14 protein-coding genes, 2 tRNA genes, 1 rRNA gene and 1 other annotated feature are annotated in these 18,714 nt (G+C 47.2%); of the genes, 16 read left to right on the forward strand and 1 reads right to left on the reverse strand.

What is annotated here, in order from left to right; all coding sequences use genetic code 11:
• From NO352_RS22625 to NO352_RS22650, 6 genes are all read left to right on the forward strand, one after another.
• Positions 1-1,001 (forward strand): 16S ribosomal RNA (locus NO352_RS22625); the annotation flags it as partial.
• A 71-nt stretch (positions 1,002-1,072) separates the two neighbouring features.
• Positions 1,073-2,992: a sequence feature (23S ribosomal RNA rRNA prediction is too short), on the forward strand.
• A gap of 95 nt (positions 2,993-3,087) precedes the next feature.
• Positions 3,088-3,163, forward strand: a tRNA-Phe gene (locus tag NO352_RS22630).
• Positions 3,164-3,250: 87 nt separating this feature from the next.
• A tRNA-Lys gene (locus NO352_RS22635) sits at positions 3,251-3,326 on the forward strand.
• 77 nt (positions 3,327-3,403) lie between these two features.
• Positions 3,404-3,589: a hypothetical protein gene (locus NO352_RS22640; RefSeq protein WP_289356817.1), complete on the forward strand. Its 186-nt coding sequence runs from the start codon at positions 3,404-3,406 to the stop codon at positions 3,587-3,589.
• 117 nt (positions 3,590-3,706) lie between these two features.
• Positions 3,707-4,828 (forward strand): PucR family transcriptional regulator, encoded by a 1,122-nt coding sequence (locus tag NO352_RS22645; protein WP_268599524.1) that lies wholly within the window; start codon positions 3,707-3,709, stop codon positions 4,826-4,828.
• 112 nt (positions 4,829-4,940) lie between these two features.
• Positions 4,941-6,062, forward strand: a complete 1,122-nt coding sequence (locus tag NO352_RS22650; protein WP_005545735.1) for an ABC transporter ATP-binding protein — start codon at positions 4,941-4,943, stop codon at positions 6,060-6,062.
• A gap of 281 nt (positions 6,063-6,343) precedes the next feature.
• Here NO352_RS22650 and NO352_RS22655 read toward each other — a convergent pair whose 3' ends face one another.
• Positions 6,344-8,167 carry a fibronectin type III domain-containing protein gene (locus NO352_RS22655; protein ID WP_289356818.1) on the reverse strand — a complete coding sequence of 608 codons (1,824 nt, stop codon included), beginning with the start codon at positions 8,165-8,167 and terminating at the stop codon, positions 6,344-6,346.
• 382 nt (positions 8,168-8,549) lie between these two features.
• Here NO352_RS22655 and hprK point away from each other — a divergent pair, with 382 nt between their 5' ends.
• From hprK to hisD, 10 genes are all read left to right on the forward strand, one after another.
• Complete coding sequence (gene hprK / locus NO352_RS22660) at positions 8,550-9,488, forward strand: HPr(Ser) kinase/phosphatase (protein ID WP_289356819.1); 939 nt, start codon at positions 8,550-8,552, stop codon at positions 9,486-9,488.
• A 38-nt stretch (positions 9,489-9,526) separates the two neighbouring features.
• On the forward strand, positions 9,527-10,651 hold the full coding sequence (gene lgt / locus NO352_RS22665) for a prolipoprotein diacylglyceryl transferase (protein ID WP_289356820.1): 1,125 nt from the start codon (positions 9,527-9,529) through the stop codon (positions 10,649-10,651).
• 5 nt (positions 10,652-10,656) lie between these two features.
• Positions 10,657-11,304, forward strand: coding sequence for a pyrophosphatase PpaX (gene ppaX / locus NO352_RS22670; protein ID WP_005545744.1), 648 nt, complete (start codon positions 10,657-10,659; stop codon positions 11,302-11,304).
• A 2-nt stretch (positions 11,305-11,306) separates the two neighbouring features.
• Positions 11,307-11,816, forward strand: a complete 510-nt coding sequence (locus NO352_RS22675) for an acyltransferase (RefSeq protein WP_268620444.1) — start codon at positions 11,307-11,309, stop codon at positions 11,814-11,816.
• 156 nt (positions 11,817-11,972) lie between these two features.
• The gene (locus NO352_RS22680; protein WP_289356821.1) at positions 11,973-13,202 is read left to right on the forward strand and encodes a polysaccharide deacetylase family protein; all 1,230 of its coding nucleotides are present in this window, start codon (positions 11,973-11,975) and stop codon (positions 13,200-13,202) included.
• Between the two features lie 771 nt (positions 13,203-13,973).
• Positions 13,974-14,492 (forward strand): acyltransferase family protein, encoded by a 519-nt coding sequence (locus tag NO352_RS22685; RefSeq protein ID WP_289356822.1) that lies wholly within the window; start codon positions 13,974-13,976, stop codon positions 14,490-14,492.
• A gap of 44 nt (positions 14,493-14,536) precedes the next feature.
• A complete protein-coding gene (locus tag NO352_RS22690) occupies positions 14,537-14,974 on the forward strand; it encodes an acyltransferase family protein (protein ID WP_289356829.1) in 438 nt (145 codons plus the stop codon).
• 375 nt (positions 14,975-15,349) lie between these two features.
• The gene (locus tag NO352_RS22695) at positions 15,350-16,567 is read left to right on the forward strand and encodes an ATP phosphoribosyltransferase regulatory subunit (protein ID WP_289356823.1); all 1,218 of its coding nucleotides are present in this window, start codon (positions 15,350-15,352) and stop codon (positions 16,565-16,567) included.
• A 20-nt stretch (positions 16,568-16,587) separates the two neighbouring features.
• A complete protein-coding gene (gene hisG / locus NO352_RS22700) occupies positions 16,588-17,253 on the forward strand; it encodes an ATP phosphoribosyltransferase (protein ID WP_289356824.1) in 666 nt (221 codons plus the stop codon).
• 72 nt (positions 17,254-17,325) lie between these two features.
• The gene (gene hisD / locus NO352_RS22705; protein WP_289356825.1) at positions 17,326-18,639 is read left to right on the forward strand and encodes a histidinol dehydrogenase; all 1,314 of its coding nucleotides are present in this window, start codon (positions 17,326-17,328) and stop codon (positions 18,637-18,639) included.
• Positions 18,640-18,714: the final 75 nt, after the last annotated feature.

The following is an 18,714-nucleotide window of genomic DNA, read 5'->3' on the forward strand; positions in this document are numbered from 1 at the left end:
TCTTCCGCAATGGACGAAAGTCTGACGGAGCAACGCCGCGTGAGTGATGAAGGTTTTCGGATCGTAAAGCTCTGTTGTTAGGGAAGAATAAGTGCCGTTCAAATAGGGCGGCACCTTGACGGTACCTAACCAGAAAGCCACGGCTAACTACGTGCCAGCAGCCGCGGTAATACGTAGGTGGCAAGCGTTGTCCGGAATTATTGGGCGTAAAGGGCTCGCAGGCGGTTTCTTAAGTCTGATGTGAAAGCCCCCGGCTCAACCGGGGAGGGTCATTGGAAACTGGGGAACTTGAGTGCAGAAGAGGAGAGTGGAATTCCACGTGTAGCGGTGAAATGCGTAGAGATGTGGAGGAACACCAGTGGCGAAGGCGACTCTCTGGTCTGTAACTGACGCTGAGGAGCGAAAGCGTGGGGAGCGAACAGGATTAGATACCCTGGTAGTCCACGCCGTAAACGATGAGTGCTAAGTGTTAGGGGGTTTCCGCCCCTTAGTGCTGCAGCTAACGCATTAAGCACTCCGCCTGGGGAGTACGGTCGCAAGACTGAAACTCAAAGGAATTGACGGGGGCCCGCACAAGCGGTGGAGCATGTGGTTTAATTCGAAGCAACGCGAAGAACCTTACCAGGTCTTGACATCCTCTGACAATCCTAGAGATAGGACGTCCCCTTCGGGGGCAGAGTGACAGGTGGTGCATGGTTGTCGTCAGCTCGTGTCGTGAGATGTTGGGTTAAGTCCCGCAACGAGCGCAACCCTTAACTTTAGTTGCCAGCATTCAGTTGGGCACTCTAGAGTGACTGCCGGTGACAAACCGGAGGAAGGTGGGGATGACGTCAAATCATCATGCCCCTTATTGACTGCCGGTGACAAACCGGAGGAAGGTGGGGATGACGTCAAATCATCATGCCCCTAACGGAATATAAGACCTTGGGTCTTATAAACAGAACGTTCCCTGTCTTGTTTAGTTTTGAAGGATCATTCGATTCTTCGAGATGTTGTTCTTTGAAAACTAGATAACAGAAGTAATTCACATTCAATTAGTAATGCAAGATATCACGTAGTGATTCTTTTTAACGGTTAAGTTAGAAAGGGCGCACGGTGGATGCCTTGGCACTAGGAGCCGATGAAGGACGGGACGAACACCGATATGCTTCGGGGAGCTGTAAGCAAGCTTTGATCCGGAGATTTCCGAATGGGGAAACCCACCACTCGTAATGGAGTGGTATCCATATCTGAATACATAGGATATGAGAAGGCAGACCCGGGGAACTGAAACATCTAAGTACCCGGAGGAAGAGAAAGCAAATGCGATTCCCTGAGTAGCGGCGAGCGAAACGGGACCAGCCCAAACCAAGAGGCTTGCCTCTTGGGGTTGTAGGACACTCTGTACGGAGTTACAAAGGAACGAGGTAGATGAAGAGGTCTGGAAAGGCCCGCCATAGGAGGTAACAGCCCTGTAGTCAAAACTTCGTTCTCTCCTGAGTGGATCCTGAGTACGGCGGAACACGTGAAATTCCGTCGGAATCCGGGAGGACCATCTCCCAAGGCTAAATACTCCCTAGTGACCGATAGTGAACCAGTACCGTGAGGGAAAGGTGAAAAGCACCCCGGAAGGGGAGTGAAAGAGATCCTGAAACCGTGTGCCTACAAGTAGTCAGAGCCCGTTAACGGGTGATGGCGTGCCTTTTGTAGAATGAACCGGCGAGTTACGATCCCGTGCAAGGTTAAGCAGAAGATGCGGAGCCGCAGCGAAAGCGAGTCTGAATAGGGCGAATTGAGTACGTGGTCGTAGACCCGAAACCAGGTGATCTACCCATGTCCAGGGTGAAGTTCAGGTAACACTGAATGGAGGCCCGAACCCACGCACGTTGAAAAGTGCGGGGATGAGGTGTGGGTAGGGGTGAAATGCCAATCGAACCTGGAGATAGCTGGTTCTCTCCGAAATAGCTTTAGGGCTAGCCTCAAGGTAAGAGTCTCGGAGGTAGAGCACTGATTGGACTAGGGGCCCCTACCGGGTTACCGAATTCAGTCAAACTCCGAATGCCGATGACTTATCCTTGGGAGTCAGACTGCGAGTGATAAGATCCGTAGTCGAAAGGGAAACAGCCCAGACCGCCAGCTAAGGTCCCAAAGTATACGTTAAGTGGAAAAGGATGTGGAGTTGCTTAGACAACCAGGATGTTGGCTTAGAAGCAGCCACCATTTAAAGAGTGCGTAATAGCTCACTGGTCGAGTGACTCTGCGCCGAAAATGTACCGGGGCTAAACGTATCACCGAAGCTGCGGACTGTTCTTCGAACAGTGGTAGGAGAGCGTTCTAAGGGCTGTGAAGCAAGACCGGAAGGACTTGTGGAGCGCTTAGAAGTGAGAATGCCGGTATGAGTAGCGAAAGAGGGGTGAGAATCCCCTCCACCGAATGCCTAAGGTTTCCTGAGGAAGGCTCGTCCGCTCAGGGTTAGTCGGGACCTAAGCCGAGGCCGAAAGGCGTAGGCGATGGATAACAGGTTGATATTCCTGTACCACCTCCTCACCATTTGAGCAATGGGGGGACGCAGGAGGATAGGGTAAGCGCGGAACCGACACAGGTAGGTGAGAAGAGAATTCTAAGGCGCGCGGAAGAACTCTCGTTAAGGAACTCGGCAAAATGACCCCGTAACTTCGGGAGAAGGGGTGCCTCGGTAGGGTGAATAGCCCGAGGGGGCCGCAGTGAAAAGGCCCAAGCGACTGTTTAGCAAAAACACAGGTCTGTGCGAAGCCGCAAGGCGAAGTATACGGGCTGACGCCTGCCCGGTGCTGGAAGGTTAAGGGGAGTGGTTAGCCGCAAGGCGAAGCTATGAACCGAAGCCCCAGTAAACGGCGGCCGTAACTATAACGGTCCTAAGGTAGCGAAATTCCTTGTCAGGTAAATTCTGACCCGCTTTCAAGGTTCAAGCCTTGTAATTGTATCATGAATCGCGTATAATACGGTGGACAAGCGTATTACGCACCTTAACGAATTGGAGAGATACCCAAGAGTGTAGCTCAGTTGGTAGAGCGGATTTTTATCTCAAGTAAAAGTGGAGGTCAACCCCCACTTTTTTTAATTGAATATGGCTCGGTAGCTCAGTTGGTAGAGCAAAGGACTGAAAATCCTTGTGTCGGCGGTTCGATTCCGTCCCGAGCCACCATTGCAAAGAAGTGGCCAAACGCAGCAGACTGTAAATCTGTTCCCGTCCGGGTTCGGTGGTTCGAATCCATCATCCTCCACCATTTGCGAGCCATTAGCTCAGTTGGTAGAGCACCTGACTTTTAATCAGGGTGTCGAAGGTTCGAGTCCTTCATGGCTCACCAGTTTTTTCAATCGATCTCAGCGAAAGCTGAGGTTTTTTTGTATGTTCACGTATATTTTACATGAAGGTGAATATAGCATGATGAAATGGTTAATACGAGCGGTCGTGTTTGTAGCGACAGTTTTTATCGGGTTTGGTATTGCTAAATGGTTTGACGCAATCGGTAAGCCATGGACGGCTGGTATTATTTATGGTTGTAGCATAGTTACCGTTTCAATCACAGATCATTTGATTCGCATAAGGCAAGAGAAACAGTCTGCCTAATAGCACATAAAGCATAGTCGCTACATAGATACCGGTTGGGGCAGCCTAATCGGTTTTTTTGCATCTTGATATGGTACAATGGAAGTAATTTATGCTGGACGAAATGGGTTGAGAGCGATGATGGATAAGCAAGCATTGCAACTGCAGATCGAGCGACTAACGGGTATGCGCTTAGAGTCGTTACACATTCCAACGGCACAGTGGGAAGAGTGGGTATCAACAGCGGTGGAAGAGAAGGATAATTTACCGTCATCCCCCCTTGCGATGGTAAAGCGAGATGGTCAATGGTTTCTATTATGGAAGCCTGGCAAAACGACAACAGAGGTTATGAAGCTGGATGGCAGCACATTATCAGCGCAAGATCTCCAATGGCTTGGGCTTGTTCTATGGATGCAGCATCAGTCGAAACCTGCAATGAATAGTGCACATGTAACGGATGAGCAGCAGGCCTATCTTATAAGTCAATGGATTATTGAGCATATGAAGGATGGCGATACGACCGCGGAAATTCCGGATTCCTTCTCATGGAAAACAAAAATGTTTACGCAGAGTGTACCCTTTCTGTTGGTGGCAGAGCATGCTCATCGGGAGAATCCGGGATACAAGCATTTATATAAGCTGCTTAAATCCTACTTTGGTGGGGACTTAATTTTGCTACCTTTATCGGACAAGGAATGGCTTATTTTATGCCCAGAGCAGCTGATTCAAGTCAGTGAAGCAGACGAAGATGTGGAATCCAAGGAAACGATGGAGGAACAGCTAACTTCATTCTGTCTAGGGCTGTATGAGCTACTAGCGAGTGAATGGGTAGGGGATAGTCAGTTATCAATTGGTTATCCATTTGCTCCAGTGAAGGGAATGCCATCGGTTGTAAGCCAGCTCAGAGAGACGATGTATTTGGGACGTACCTTTCATGTCACGGACAACATCCATCTTCCTTGGGAGCTGCATTTAGAACGGCTTGTTAACAGTATACCGGATGGGGTGCGCAAGCAGTTCCTTCAGCGGGTCGTAACAAAGGCCGACAGCTTTAATGATCCGGAGACTTTGTCAACTTTAGATACGTTCTTTCAGCATGATTGTAGTGTTAGCGAAACGGCAAAACGTCTCTATATTCATCGCAATACGCTATTATACCGATTAGATAAAATTAAGCATGAGACGGGGTTGGATGTTCGTCAGTTTACGGATGCTGTGTTGGTAAAACTCATATTGCTATTGTACAAAGTAACAAAATAGGACATTCATTTTTTGTGCAGATTGTGTATAGTTATTTGTACAGGGTTCCGGTAAGATAAATGTATCGAAAGTAACCGATTACATTTTATCTAACTATAAGGGGGAAACGCACATGGCAGGCGTACGTTTAGAACATATTTTCAAGAAGTATCCGGGTGCAGAAAATCCAACAGTTAAGGATGTTAACCTGGACATTCAAGACAAAGAGTTCCTCGTATTGGTAGGCCCATCTGGTTGCGGTAAGTCGACAACACTGCGTATGATCGCAGGTCTTGAAGAAATCTCTGAAGGTAAATTGTTCATTGGCGATCGCCTTGTGAATGACGTTGCTCCTAAAGATCGCGATATCGCGATGGTTTTCCAATCTTACGCTTTGTATCCACACATGAACGTGTATCAAAATATGGCGTTCGGTTTGAAATTACGTAAGTTCAAAAAAGAAGATATTGACAAACGTGTTCGTGAAGCAGCTCGCATCTTGGACATCGAGCATTTGCTTGACCGCAAGCCTAAGGCTTTGTCCGGTGGTCAGCGTCAACGTGTTGCCTTGGGTCGTGCGATCGTTCGTGAACCACAAGTATTCTTGATGGATGAACCACTTTCTAACTTGGATGCAAAATTGCGTGGTCAAATGCGCGCGGAAATTTCCAAGCTTGCTAAGCGTTTGCAAACCACTGTTATTTACGTAACGCATGACCAAATCGAAGCAATGACAATGGGTGACCGTATCGTTGTTATGAAAGATGGTATCATTCAACAAGCAGCTTCCCCAGACGTATTGTACAATCATCCGGTTAATATGTTCGTTGCAGGTTTCATCGGTTCCCCTACAATGAACTTCATTACAGGTTTATTGTCCGAAGAAGGCGGCAACTTCCGCTTCAAGGCAACTGGCTTGGATGTAGCAGTTCCTGCAGGTCGTGCACAAATCTTGAAAGAAAAAGGATATGTGGGCAAAGAGGTTATTCTCGGCGTGCGTTCCGAAGATATCCATGAAGAGCCTGTATTCTTGGAAGCTTCCCCTAACAGCATCTTCACTGCGGCTATCGAAGTTACAGAGAACATGGGTCATGAAATGTTCTTGTACTTGACAGGTGTAGGCAAGGAAACGGTTATCGCTCGCGTAGACGGACGTTCTAACGCGAAAGAAGGCCAAAACGTGAAGCTTGCTATCGACATGAACAAAATCCATATTTTCGACAAAGATTCCGAGTTGAACTTGTTCGAGAACTAATTCAATATAAAATAAAAAGGCTGGTCCCTTGGGGCCAGCCTTTTTATCTCTTCCATTTCCCACGGAGTCTTTATTTCAACCTTTTAATGACTTTTTGAAAGGCAGTTATGAACTTCATATACCATATATATCCCGATTTAGTTTTAATTTGATAGATGTGTAGCCTTAACGAGAATGTATAAGAGAGAAAATGGCCGAATCGAACTTTTCCAAGTTCAATCGGTTATACTTTTGGACAGTTGAGTGAAATCTATTTTACTGATACAGATTCGGAATTTCCCTTATTGCTGCAATCCATTCAGTGAGGTACGGACAGCTTTCGAGAAGCTGTTGCCACTTGCTTGATCCCAGTTGATAGACCATGTCATGACTCCATGGAAGCCGCGGTAACCGGATGACTTGATTAGCTGATAGGATCCTCCATAAGAAGTGCCTTTAACGAGATATTGTAATGCCTTATCAATATTTGCTGGAGAGGTATAGCCTCCGCTTGCTGCAGCAGGAGCAGCCGGCAAGCCAATCGCGACTTGATCTTCGCGCAGTGCAGGGAAGCGGTTTGCAGCGTTGCCATTGACCGGGAAGCCCTGCAGCAGCATTTCAGCCATGGCAACTTGGAAGTCGGCCGTGCCTTGACTATAGGATCGTCCATCTAATGCGGTGATAGAGCCCGTATTGTAATGTTGAACATGCAGAATATTCAAGCGATCCTTGAACGCATAAATTACTGGCAGATAGGCTCCCCATGGCCCGCCATATGCGACCATGCCTCCTTGTACATACGCGGTTTCTGGTGCCATTGTCAGCATGAAGTCTGTAGGTTTGTTTGACAGGATGGAATGAATTGCGCTAATCAGATTGACGATTTTCGGTGTTGTTGGGTTTTTAAAATCAGTGTCGGCACCGGTTAAGGCCAATGAGCTTCCTTCCAGATCGATATCCATCCCGTTGAAGCCGTATTCCTGAATAAGATCGTTCATGGAGCGGACGAAATTATCTCTCGCTGTTACAGAGGTAAGCTCGACGGTGCCGTTTGCTCCGCCGATGGAGATGAGTACCTTCTTCCCTTGCGATTGGAGCAGGGCGATATCAGCCTTGAATTGTTCTTTCGTTGCGTTGTATGGCGTGAAGGCCATTGTTGCCCTATCGCTGATAGGCTCAGCGAATGCCACTTGAATAATATCGTAGCGTGAGGATATATCCTTTAATCGAATATTGGATGATCCGTTGTCGAAGTTGTGCCAGTATCCGATTAATTGCTTCGAACTGGAGCCAATCGGAACTTGAGGTGTGTCGGCCGTAAGGACATTGCTATCCGCAGAGCGATTGCCAGCAGTGTCGAATGCACGAACGAGAATGGTATAGGAAGTTGCGGCATTCAGTCCTGTCAAGGTGTAAGTGGTGTTGGCTGTGGAAGCAGCGTCAGAACCATTAAGCAGGATATCGTATCCCGCAACGCCGATATTGTCTGTGGATGAATTCCACGCTATCGTTAAGCTGGTTGGGGTAGCTGACAGCAGTTGCAATCCGGTAGGAGCTGTAGGCGGATCAGTATCGACAGGCGCGGCGTTCGTACGAACGACAAGGCTGCTGCTTGGTGTGGATCGGTTGCCTGCTGCATCCAGAGCGGTGACGGTGAATGAATAAGAAGTGTCAGGTGTTAGAGCTTTGACAGTGTATGAAGTGGAATTCGTTGATCCTGCAAGCTGTGAACCATTGTATACTTCATAGGATACAACGCCGATGTTATCCGTAGCTGCATTCCATATTAATGCGATCTCGGCAGTGCCAATCGAAGCTGCGCGCAGGTTAGTTGGAGCTGTAGGAGGTGTGGTGTCGCCGGGATCATCAGCTGACAGCTTCCATAACGCAGGTACATTTGGCGGCTCCCAACCAGTAAGAGAGGTGTGAGCTTGGAGGCAAGCATATGTCTTCCCACTGTAGGAGACGAGATCTCCGGACTTGTATGCGGTGCTCGGCGACCATGGAGCAGCTGCTCCGAGTACTGTGGAAGGAAAGATGGACAGCAAGAGGACGAATACAAGAGCAAGGGCTGTAAACGACCTTGGAAGCGGATTCATTACCAATCGTAACGGACTTCGATTCATGAGAATGCCTCCTTCGTTCAAAGATAAGGGATGGACGGATGGGTCTGACAGGGAAGTCATTATAGGTAAGGATCGGATTCCTACTTTTAACGGGTTTTATGATTCGCAGTAACGAAGGGTGAGGAATCCGGATAAATATCATCCACCTCCTTTTCCGTAAGTAATTTGAAATATTCGTGAAAATAGGGGATTTTCCTGCTTCCCCTCAACTAAATATAGAAATATTCTCTTTGATTATTCCGTTGTTGTGTTTGCGAAGTGAGGTACGTTGAAAAAAGCGAGCTTTTCCTATACGATGAATACAAAGAGATACGGCATTATTAGCATCATAACAGGACGTAAGCGATTGTGAGCAATGCCGGAGACGAAGGAGTGAACGACGATGGCCAAAAAGGTAAAGGTCTCCGAAATGGTGGAGCAGTTCCATCTGGAGGTTTTGGCTGGCGATACAGGCTTGAAGCGGACAATTACTGTTGATGATTTGCATCGACCGGGGCTTGAGATGGCCGGATATTTTGAATATCACCCGAAGGAACGTGTACAGCTGCTCGGCAAGACGGAGCTTGCTTTCTTCGAGATGCTCTCCCCAGAAACGAAGCGTGAACGGATGCAATTGTTCTGTTCGGAAGAGATGCCCTGCATTATCGTAACAAGAGGACTCGATGTTCCGAAGGAGATTATCGACGTATGCCAAGAGCAGGGAGTACCCTTACTGCGCTCACGCATCGCAACAACGATTCTGTCTAGCCGCATTACGAGCTTCCTGGAGAAGAAGCTGGCACCAACGGCCACCATTCATGGCGTATTGGTCGATGTATATGGTGTCGGAATGCTTATTACTGGCGGCAGCGGGATTGGTAAGAGTGAGACTGCATTAGAACTGGTTAAGCGCGGACATCGTCTAGTAGCGGATGACGCAGTAGAAATCCGTCAAACTTCTGACAATGTACTGCACGGTTCGGCACCAGAGCTTATTCGCCATCTGCTTGAAATTCGCGGCATCGGCATCATTAACGTTATGACATTGTTCGGGGCAGGCGCCATTCGTAACAATAAGCGAATCAGCGTGGTCATTTCTTTGGAGAATTGGCAACAAGATAAGCAATATGATCGTTTAGGCATTGATGAGGAGACAACCAGAATTATTGACACGGATGTTCCACTCGTTACGGTACCGGTTCGTCCAGGACGGAACTTGGCCGTTATTATTGAAGTGGCAGCCATGAACTATCGTCTCAAGCGTATGGGTTACAATGCGGCATTGCAGTTTACGAACAAGCTGACAGAAACGATTGCCGAGGATATGGATGATTTTGATTGATCATAAGCGTAACCTATATACATGAAGGAGTGTAAAGCATGGCAACAATGCTGCTAGATCCGATAGCGATTCAGCTAGGGCCGTTGAAGGTGCATTGGTACGGGATTATATTAGGTACCGCTGCATTGGTTGGTCTGCTGCTCGCAATGCGGGAAGGAAAGAGATTCGGCATATCCCAGGACTTCTTTATGGATTTGCTATTGTTCGGTGTGCCTTCCGCTTTGATAGGGGCGCGTGCATATTATGTGGCGTTTAAGTGGGATGAATATAAAGACAATTGGGTAGATGTCTTTAAAATATGGAATGGGGGCATTGCCATCTATGGTGCCCTAATTGGTGCAGTTATCTGTGCGATGATTTATGTCCGCAAGAAGGGCTATTCGTTTTGGCGGATTGCGGATATCTGTGCACCTGGGCTTCTAATTGGACAGGCTATCGGACGCTGGGGCAACTATGTGAACCAAGAAGCATATGGCGGGCCGATTGAGGAAGCGTTTTTGCGCAACACCTTGCATCTTCCTGATTTCATTGTGAATCAAATGAACGTTCAAGGTATATTCCACCACCCAACCTTCTTATATGAATCGCTGTGGAGCTTCACAGGGGTGCTGCTGCTATTCGGCTTCCGCCGTCTACGCAATGTGCGCAGCGGTGAAGTATTCATCAGTTATCTAATCTGGTATTCGATTGGGCGGTTCTTTATTGAGGGACTGCGTACGGATAGCTTGGCGTATCAAGGATCAGACTGGGTAGTATCATTGATTGATGGACTGTGGTCTCCAATGACAGTCGTATTCGAGCCAGGCTATTTAGATCCTGCATATGGCAATGTACGCATCTCGCAGTTGCTCGCCATCTTCTTAATTGTAGCGGGCGTTATTCTTATTATCGCTCGTCGTATGACAGGAGCTGCGCGAGTTCCTTATAATTCGCCGATGACTTCCGCGATTCGTGTAGAGGCAGGTACAGGAGCTGCCGGGAGTTTGCCCCAAGTAGAGGCACCTGTTCAGAAGACCATGGCAGTCGAGAATGCAAAGTACGAAGAAGTATCTGTGGAAGAAGCAGCGGAGAGCATGCAGGGCTCACCGGACTCTTCTGAATTGGAAGTAGCGGATAAAGGGACAGATAACCAACAACTAGATCATGATAGCAAGAAGGAGTAGTATAAATGATACGAACGGTACTATTTGATTTGGATGGCACAATTATCGATACGAATGAGCTTATCATCGAGACCTTTCTCCACGTACTGCGAGATAAGACGCCGTCGCCGTTCACACGTGAACATATTATCCCAAGTATGGGGCTTACGCTAGAAGAGCAAATTCGAATTTTTACAGGACAGGATCAGGTTGATGAGCTGGTGGCAGCTTACCGAGAATACAACGTTACGCGTCATGACGAGCTTGTACGTGAATTTCCTTATGTGAAGGAAGTGATGGCTGAGCTGCATGCATCAGGGATTCAGCTCGGTGTTGTGACGACGAAAATGCGGGCTACAACAGAGCGGGCCCTGCGCATGTTCGGTCTAATCGACTATTTGAGCACGATTGTTACCGTTCAGGATGTGACTCATCCGAAGCCGCACCCTGAACCTGTGCTTCGTGCTGTTGAAGCACTGAAGGCAGATCCAGTACAGACGATTATGGTCGGCGATAGTCCTGCAGATATACAAGCTGCGAATGCTGCTGGTGTTGTATCATGCGGCGTAGCTTGGTCACTGAAAGGAGAAGCTGTACTTCGTCAATATGAGCCACGCCATATTATTCATGACATGCGTGATTTGTACGCATTGGTCGGATTGGAGCGGAAATAAAAGTGAGAGATGTGGAGCGGCATCCTGTCGAAGGACCGAATAGTCTGTGGCAAATTTACCGTACGGTCAGTCCTTGGAAAGGAATGTGGAACTTCATCTGCATTCAAATTGCACGGTATAGCCCATCCCTGCGACTGAAGCTGTGGATCTATCGCAGGCTTCTGCGTATGAAGGTTGGAGAGTGCACAGCCTTCGGTCTGATGGCGATGGTGGATGTCTTCTTCCCTGAACGAATTGAGATCGGGGATAATACGATAATCGGCTATAATTCCACGATCTTGGCGCATGAATATTTGACACATGAATATCGACTCGGAACTGTGCGTATCGGCAGCCATGTCATGATCGGGGCCAATAGTACGATCTTACCTGGTGTCACAATTGGGGATCACGCGGTTGTCGCTGCGGGAACGGTCGTGTACAAAGACGTATTGCCTGGTCAAATGGTAGGCGGCAATCCTATGCGGGTCATTCGGGATGCAGCTCTCATGACAGAACCATCCACACAATAGAAGAATCAGCCGAGAAGTGGTAGGAAAGGGGCTCCCCACCTGCCACTTTTTTGGTATTTACAAACAATTTGTACATGGAAACAATAATGTCAACAATTGAGAAGTAGGTTAGTTTAAAATAGGTGTAATGTTACTGGAAGAAGAGGGAAGTACAACATGCGAAAGAAACGCACTGTAGGTGTCATATTGCTCATAGCTCTTCTATGCTGCACGCTGTTCTTGAATACGGATGGAGTACAGGCGCAATCACACCGTATTGTATGGGATGGGTATAATGGCTTTGAAGAGCAAGCATTGTTGATGGGGAATGAGTGGTATGTCCCAGCCGACGCCCTAGAGAAAGCCTTTGGCATTCAAGTGCGTACGACAGACAAACAATTGGAGATGTCTTCAACGGATAATCTGAAATCACATTGGGAATACAGACCGCTCCATTATCGTGATGAAGTGATAACACTAATGTATCACAATATTCAGAAGAATCCAGATCATGTCACCTTCATTTCACCGAATCAATTAGAGGAGCAGATTCAGGCTCTGCTTCATAACAATTACAATTTTATATCCATGGATCAGTATATAAACTTTATGCTTTATGGGGCGCAGATTCCGCCGAATGCTGTCTTGATGACATTCGATGACGGCTATGAATCGTTCTATACGGAAGTGTACCCGATTATGCAGAAGTATCATATTCCAGCGACGAATTTTGTAATTGTGTCAACGATTGATAATCGAAAAAGTGTAGGAAGACCAAAGCTGACTTGGGAACAAATGCGCGAGATGAAGCGTAATGGTATGAGCTTTTACAGCCATACCTACAATTCCCATGCATACACGGTGGTTAACGAGAAGGGCACTTTGAGGCCGATGTTGTCCAAGCCTCAGTATTTGAAAAAGCTCCATCGCAAGGAGACGCGTGAGGAATTTACAGCTCGGGCCAAACAGGATCTTCAGCGGGCAGAAATGCGATTGAAGCAAATGCTTGGCAACACGTACAGTGTGGTTGCTTTCCCGTATGGATCTTTTAACAAGGATGTTCTTGATGTATGCAAGCAGTTGGGCATCTATGTTACTTTCACTGTGAAGCCGGGCATCAATCAACGCACGACTACGAATGGATTCCGTATTAATGCAGGCAATCAGAAGATTAGAACATCTGATCTGTTAGAGCGAATGGGGAATAAGGGCAAGGATGCTCAGCTTGGGCGTGCCAAGACTTCTTATACGGTACGATGGAATCAGGAGCCGGTATACTCTGAGCTGAGGCCGGTGAAAAAAAAGGACATTTGGTATCTTCAGCTCGCTCAGCTTCATCAGGTGTTCGGTATTAAATATAAGATTGACGATGTTCAACAGGTTGTGAGGTTGTTTCCCGGGAAATAACCTCACAAGTTGTCGGAATTAATAATTTGTATTGCCGAGTTGCCTCTATAATTCGACATCATTAGGCTCTCGGTAATGGGGGAGATAAAATAATATGAGCAATAAGTAAAGAATTCTTCACCCTAATCTATCTTATAGAGCTATTGCGATGTTGGACATAGTGTGCATTCATGCAACATCATAGACGATTAAGGCAGAGTATACGAATGACCTATTTTCATCTATAACTTTTTTCTATATGTTCAGCAAATTTTGCTGTAGGCCTTCTTGCTGCCTGAAAGGCTTCGACATGTTCTATACTTATGATGACAAGGGTTATCCTCATTGAATATTCCTTAAAGGAGTTCTACCCCAAACGATTACAGCTCATTCTTCTCCCCTTTTTCCCTTTACCACTTGTTATTTTATTCTGGAGTTTTTAGACTGCCCGTCAAAGTTGAAGCCTAATAGACTTGTCATGGTATATGGACTTAACTTAATAAGGAGACAAACCTACTCTTAGAATTTCACCCATCGCTATATTTCAAGATAGTTGGATGTTCATCGGGGCACTGCCGAAAAAAGGTGGAGGCACAACGAAACAAAGCCAACAAAAGCAGATAACTTTACAGCCTCCAAGTTAGAAAACAATACGTACGTGGGTCTGTCTTTGTTAAATGAATGCATCGGCAAAGACCTGACGTAGCGGGGAGGGATGCAATAGAGCCACGAAAAGATCGTATTTCTACTCTTTCTATCGTGCGGGCACTTGCCATGCTTGGTGTCATTAGTGTGCACGCTACATCAGAAACCGCAGCAATTATGAAGAAATCGAGCGTATTTTACGGATATACCTTCTTTAACATTTTCTTTAAGTATGGAACGCCTACGTTTATTTTGTTAAGCGGCTTTGTTCTTTTTTATAACTACGGAGGCGATAAGCTGCAGGTCAGTGTGTTGGGAAAGTTTTATAAAAATCGATTTTTCTATGTATGTATTCCGTATGTAATTTGTTCTCTTTTTTATTTTGCTTTTGTACAGGTAACACTGTACTCGGATCAATCGTGGAGCGAAGCGGCTCCTTTATTCGTAAACAAGCTGTTAACAGGGACAACTTATACGCATCTATATTTCATGTACATCAGCATTCAATTTTATTTGTTGTTTCCATTGCTGCTCTTGCTGTTCCGTTCACGGCGAATCGTGGCTTGGGCTATTCCGCTTGGACTTGCTTGCAATGGGGGTTTGTCGTATGGAACAAATACGGTGTGCAAATTCCAGCGAAAGGGAGTATTTAGCTGTCATACATAAGCTTTTATTTTTTAGGTGCTTACTTAGGGATACATTTTCACAATATACGTCCGTGGCTTGATTCTATTGGACGAGCTTGCTCGGTGCGTTATAAGCTGATGACGGCTGCTATCTGGCTGTCATGGCTCGCATTTGCACTGCTGCATGTGCAGATCTGGTATTGGACGCGTTCAACAGGCAAAGAGATGCATTCTCTGATCTACGAACTGCTTTGGAATGGACACACGATGCTTTCAGCGATTGTACTTATGCAGCTTGCGTTCTATTTGGAGCGGCGTCTTCCGAATCTGGGGCGGAAGCTTTTGTCTCAGTTAGGTGATTTGTCATTCGGCATTTATTTGATTCATCCTGTATTTCTCGCCGTATATCGGAAGTTCCCTTGGTATAAGGGGAGTCCGCTGCTGTATCCTTTATTCATTGGAGGCGGATATCTGTTCGCGCTCGGGATGTCGTGGATATTCGTATATGGGGCAATCCGATAATACCTGGCGCTTCATTTGGACTAGGTGCTTCGCCGCGCTATTTGATGAACCGCAAAAAGCCAGTCGCAACAATTGATGTGGCTAGACACAGCAATGCATCTTAACAATAGTATAAGGTAAAAATTCATACATTGTCATCAGACGGAGGACGCCCTGTATTCTTGCAGTATGCAAGGAACGGGCGTCCTTCTCTGCTTATGCAAAAGCTGACAATGAAGGGGTCAACAAGTCAAACAAAGTAGATTAAGGAGAGGTTGAAAATGGATTGACGGAGCAAACAATACGTGATAATATTACCATTAAATTTCTTCAACTTGCTAATAAGGTAACTTGTTAATATATTAACTCACTAAAGTCTTTTTCCGAGGTGATCCAATGACAAAGCCGAGAATGTTTGAAAAGCCATCGGGTATGCGTGATTATTTACCGGAAGCCGTGCGACGGCTGCGTGTAGTGGAAGGCAAGGCACTCCGCACGATGGATAGTTGGGGATATGCGCAAATCATAACGCCGACCATGGAGTATTACGATACGGTAGGTGCAGCGAGCTCTACCTCTGACCACAAGCTGTTCAAGCTGTTAAATCAGCGCGGTACAACGATGGTGCTGCGTTCTGATATGACAGCGCCCATTGCGAGAGTGGTTGGTTCCTTGCTGGGCAAGGAACCGTTCCCAATCCGTTTGTCTTATCATGCCAACGTTTTTCGCTCTATGGAGGAGGAGGCTGGACGCGAAGCGGAGTTCTATCAGACAGGAGCGGAGATGATAGGAGACGGCTCACCCGATGCCGATGCTGAGGTGATTGCACTGTCAATTGCTTGTCTGGAGGCGGCGGGTATTGAACGTTTTAAGGTTGCGCTTGGGCATCATGGCTTTTTGCAAGGGCTGCTTGAATGCGCACTTCCCAATCAGGAAGTGGTGCAGACACAGTTGAAGCTTCGCCTGGTGCAGCGTGATGTAGTTGGTTATCGAGAGCTTGTGAATAGCCTATCTATTGAACAGGAGTACAGAAATTACCTGGAGAAAGTATTGCATTTGCGTGGGGGGCGTGAGGTGCTGGAGACAGCTCGAGGTATAGCTGATGTGTCAGCTATACAGCAGTCGATCCGGCATTTGGAGCAGGTATGGAATGTGCTGATGGCGTACGGCGTGGAAGAGCATATCGTATTGGATTTAACGATGCTGGGTGATTTCTCTTATTACACGGGTACGATATTTGAGGGTTATGCGGCAGATACGGGTTTTCCTGTCATGAGCGGGGGCCGTTATGACAATTTGTTGCAGCAGTTCGGTCGACCTGCTCCTGCGACGGGGTTCGCACTGCAGACGACGCGTATCGTAGATGCACTTTCTGGCAGTTGTGGTGCAGCTGATGAAGGGGAGCAGGTAATGACCATTCGCTATGATGAGCTTCACCGTCAAGAAGCATTTCAAGAAGCTGCGCGTTTGCGAAAGGAAGGCAAAAACGTAGTGACACAACTTATTGGCACTGTATGTGAGGATCAACGTGATGGAGTTGGTAAGGCAGAAGTTCATTCCAATGCTTGCGGCAATTGCGGAATCGAGATGCTTGCCTTTACGAATCGGGCTTGATGACGAAGGAGGAACGACTTATGCAGGAGTGGCTAAAGGTTGCAATGCCGAAAGGACGTATTTATAAGCAGGCATCCGCCCTGTTTCGGCAAGCCGGACTCTATGTGCCAGAAGATGAAGATGACTCGCGCAAGCTGATTATTGATGTACTGGAAGCGGGGATGCAGTTCATCATGGCGAAGCCTGTTGATGTGCCGACCTATGTGGAGTATGGCACTGCTGATATCGGCATTGTCGGTAAAGATGTATTGATGGAAGAGAACAAGGATGTATATGAGCTTCTGGATCTCGGAATTGCGCGCTGCCGGATGTCGGTTATCGGATTGCCTTCATGGAAGCCGGTCAGCCATTTGCGGGTAGCAACGAAGTATCCAAATGTAGCTTCTCAATATTTTCGAGAGCAAGGCCAGCAGGTGGAAGTGATTAAGCTCAATGGCTCAATCGAATTAGCTCCCTTAATCGGCCTGGCGGATCGAATTGTAGATATGGTGGAAACGGGTAAGACACTGAAAGAGAATGGTCTGATTGAGCTGGAAGAGATGTTCGGCATTACTAGCCGATTGATAGCCAATCGAGTTAGCTACCGAATGAAGAGCGAGGCAATTCAAGGGCTGTGCGACCGGTTACAGGGTATTGTGCCCCAGTCATTGGAGACGCCAGCGTCAGCAGCATTTTCGTTAGGATAAACAAGCACACAATATGAAACGAAAGTCGAATGATGCTTATAGCAGCGCGGGATTTAGGAGGGGGAGAACGAGATGCGGATCATTCAGGCAGCAGATTGGAATCTGGCTCGGAAGGTCGATTATGGAACTCCGGATCAATTGAACAGCGTGAAGCGTATTGTAAGCGATGTGCGATATGAAGGGGATACCGGACTTCTCAAATATACAAGCGAGCATGACAAGGTAGAGCTGATCCAAGAGCAGCTTCGTGTAACCGAGGCAGATATTTCACAGGCGTACGAGCAAGTGGAGCAAGCATTCTTAGCAGCAATTCGTCAAGCTGCAAGCAATATCAGACGATTCCATAAGAGACAGAAGCGAACATCTTGGATGGAGTGTGAACCAGATGGAACGCTGTTAGGCCAGATTATGCGTCCACTGAAACGTGTGGGCGTCTATGTGCCAGGCGGTAAGGCAGCCTATCCCTCCTCTGTTCTCATGAACGTTATTCCTGCCCAAGTTGCGGGTGTAGAGGAGATTGTGATGGTTACCCCCCCAGCTACAGGTGGAGTGGAAGGGATTAACCCTTATATTCTCGTAGCCGCAGCTGAAGCTGGAGTAAAGGAAATTTACCGCGTGGGTGGTGCACAGGCGATAGCTGCATTGGCGTACGGGACGGAGACAATTGCTCCGGTCGATAAAATATGCGGTCCTGGGAATATCTATGTGGCTCTCGCGAAGCGGGAAGTTTATGGAACTGTTGATATCGATAGTATTGCTGGCCCATCTGAGATTGTCGTGTTAGCGGATAAGTGGGCCAATCCCGTCTATGTGGCAGCTGATTTATTATCCCAAGCCGAGCATGATGAGATGGCATCGGCAGTGCTCGTGACAGATTCTATGGAGTTGGCCCAAGCTGTGTCCTTTGAAGTAGATCGCCAATTGCAGGAGCTCCCGCGATATCCAATTGCCCGAGCTTCCATTGAACAGTATGGGGCAATTCTGGTGGTACAGGATTTGCAAGAGGGTGTCAAGCTCGTAAATCGGATGGCTCCTGAGCATGTGGAGATTATGACAGAGGAGCCGATGGAGTGGCTCGGTCTCATTGAAAATGCAGGAGCGATCTTCCTTGGCGCATACAGCTCCGAGCCTGTTGGGGACTACTTTGCAGGGCCGAACCATATTATTCCGACTAATGGAACAGCACGTTTCTCTTCACCGGTCGATGTAGATATGTTTATGAAGAAATCAAGCTTAATTCGCTACAGCAAGGAAGCGCTGTTGACCAACGGGGCGGCCATTATAGAGCTGGCCCGTCATGAAGGACTAGAAGGGCATGCTCGTGCAATTGAGGTTCGATTGCGTGAACAATCTTATGACAAGAAAGAGTTACACAACGAATCATAGAGTAATAGTATTTATGGAGATATAGAGATATAAAGAGATATAAAGTACGGTTTAGAGATAGTGGGGAAGTGGAGA

The sequence above is a fragment of the Paenibacillus sp. S-12 genome (assembly GCF_030363895.1).
GTDB lineage: Bacteria > Bacillota > Bacilli > Paenibacillales > Paenibacillaceae > Paenibacillus_B > Paenibacillus_B alvei.

Bases quoted from the DNA above. Each gene is read 5' to 3' on its own strand.
- NO352_RS22640 (WP_289356817.1), top strand. From the start codon at position 3,404: ATGATGAAATGGTTAATACGAGCGGTCGTGTTTGTAGCGACAGTTTTT.
- NO352_RS22645 (WP_268599524.1), top strand. From the start codon at position 3,707: ATGATGGATAAGCAAGCATTGCAACTGCAGATCGAGCGACTAACGGGT.
- NO352_RS22650 (WP_005545735.1), top strand. From the start codon at position 4,941: ATGGCAGGCGTACGTTTAGAACATATTTTCAAGAAGTATCCGGGTGCA.
- NO352_RS22655 (WP_289356818.1), bottom strand. From the start codon at position 8,167: ATGAATCGAAGTCCGTTACGATTGGTAATGAATCCGCTTCCAAGGTCG.
- hprK (WP_289356819.1), top strand. From the start codon at position 8,550: ATGGCCAAAAAGGTAAAGGTCTCCGAAATGGTGGAGCAGTTCCATCTG.
- lgt (WP_289356820.1), top strand. From the start codon at position 9,527: ATGGCAACAATGCTGCTAGATCCGATAGCGATTCAGCTAGGGCCGTTG.
- ppaX (WP_005545744.1), top strand. From the start codon at position 10,657: ATGATACGAACGGTACTATTTGATTTGGATGGCACAATTATCGATACG.
- NO352_RS22680 (WP_289356821.1), top strand. From the start codon at position 11,973: ATGCGAAAGAAACGCACTGTAGGTGTCATATTGCTCATAGCTCTTCTA.
- NO352_RS22695 (WP_289356823.1), top strand. From the start codon at position 15,350: ATGACAAAGCCGAGAATGTTTGAAAAGCCATCGGGTATGCGTGATTAT.
- hisG (WP_289356824.1), top strand. From the start codon at position 16,588: ATGCAGGAGTGGCTAAAGGTTGCAATGCCGAAAGGACGTATTTATAAG.
- hisD (WP_289356825.1), top strand. From the start codon at position 17,326: ATGCGGATCATTCAGGCAGCAGATTGGAATCTGGCTCGGAAGGTCGAT.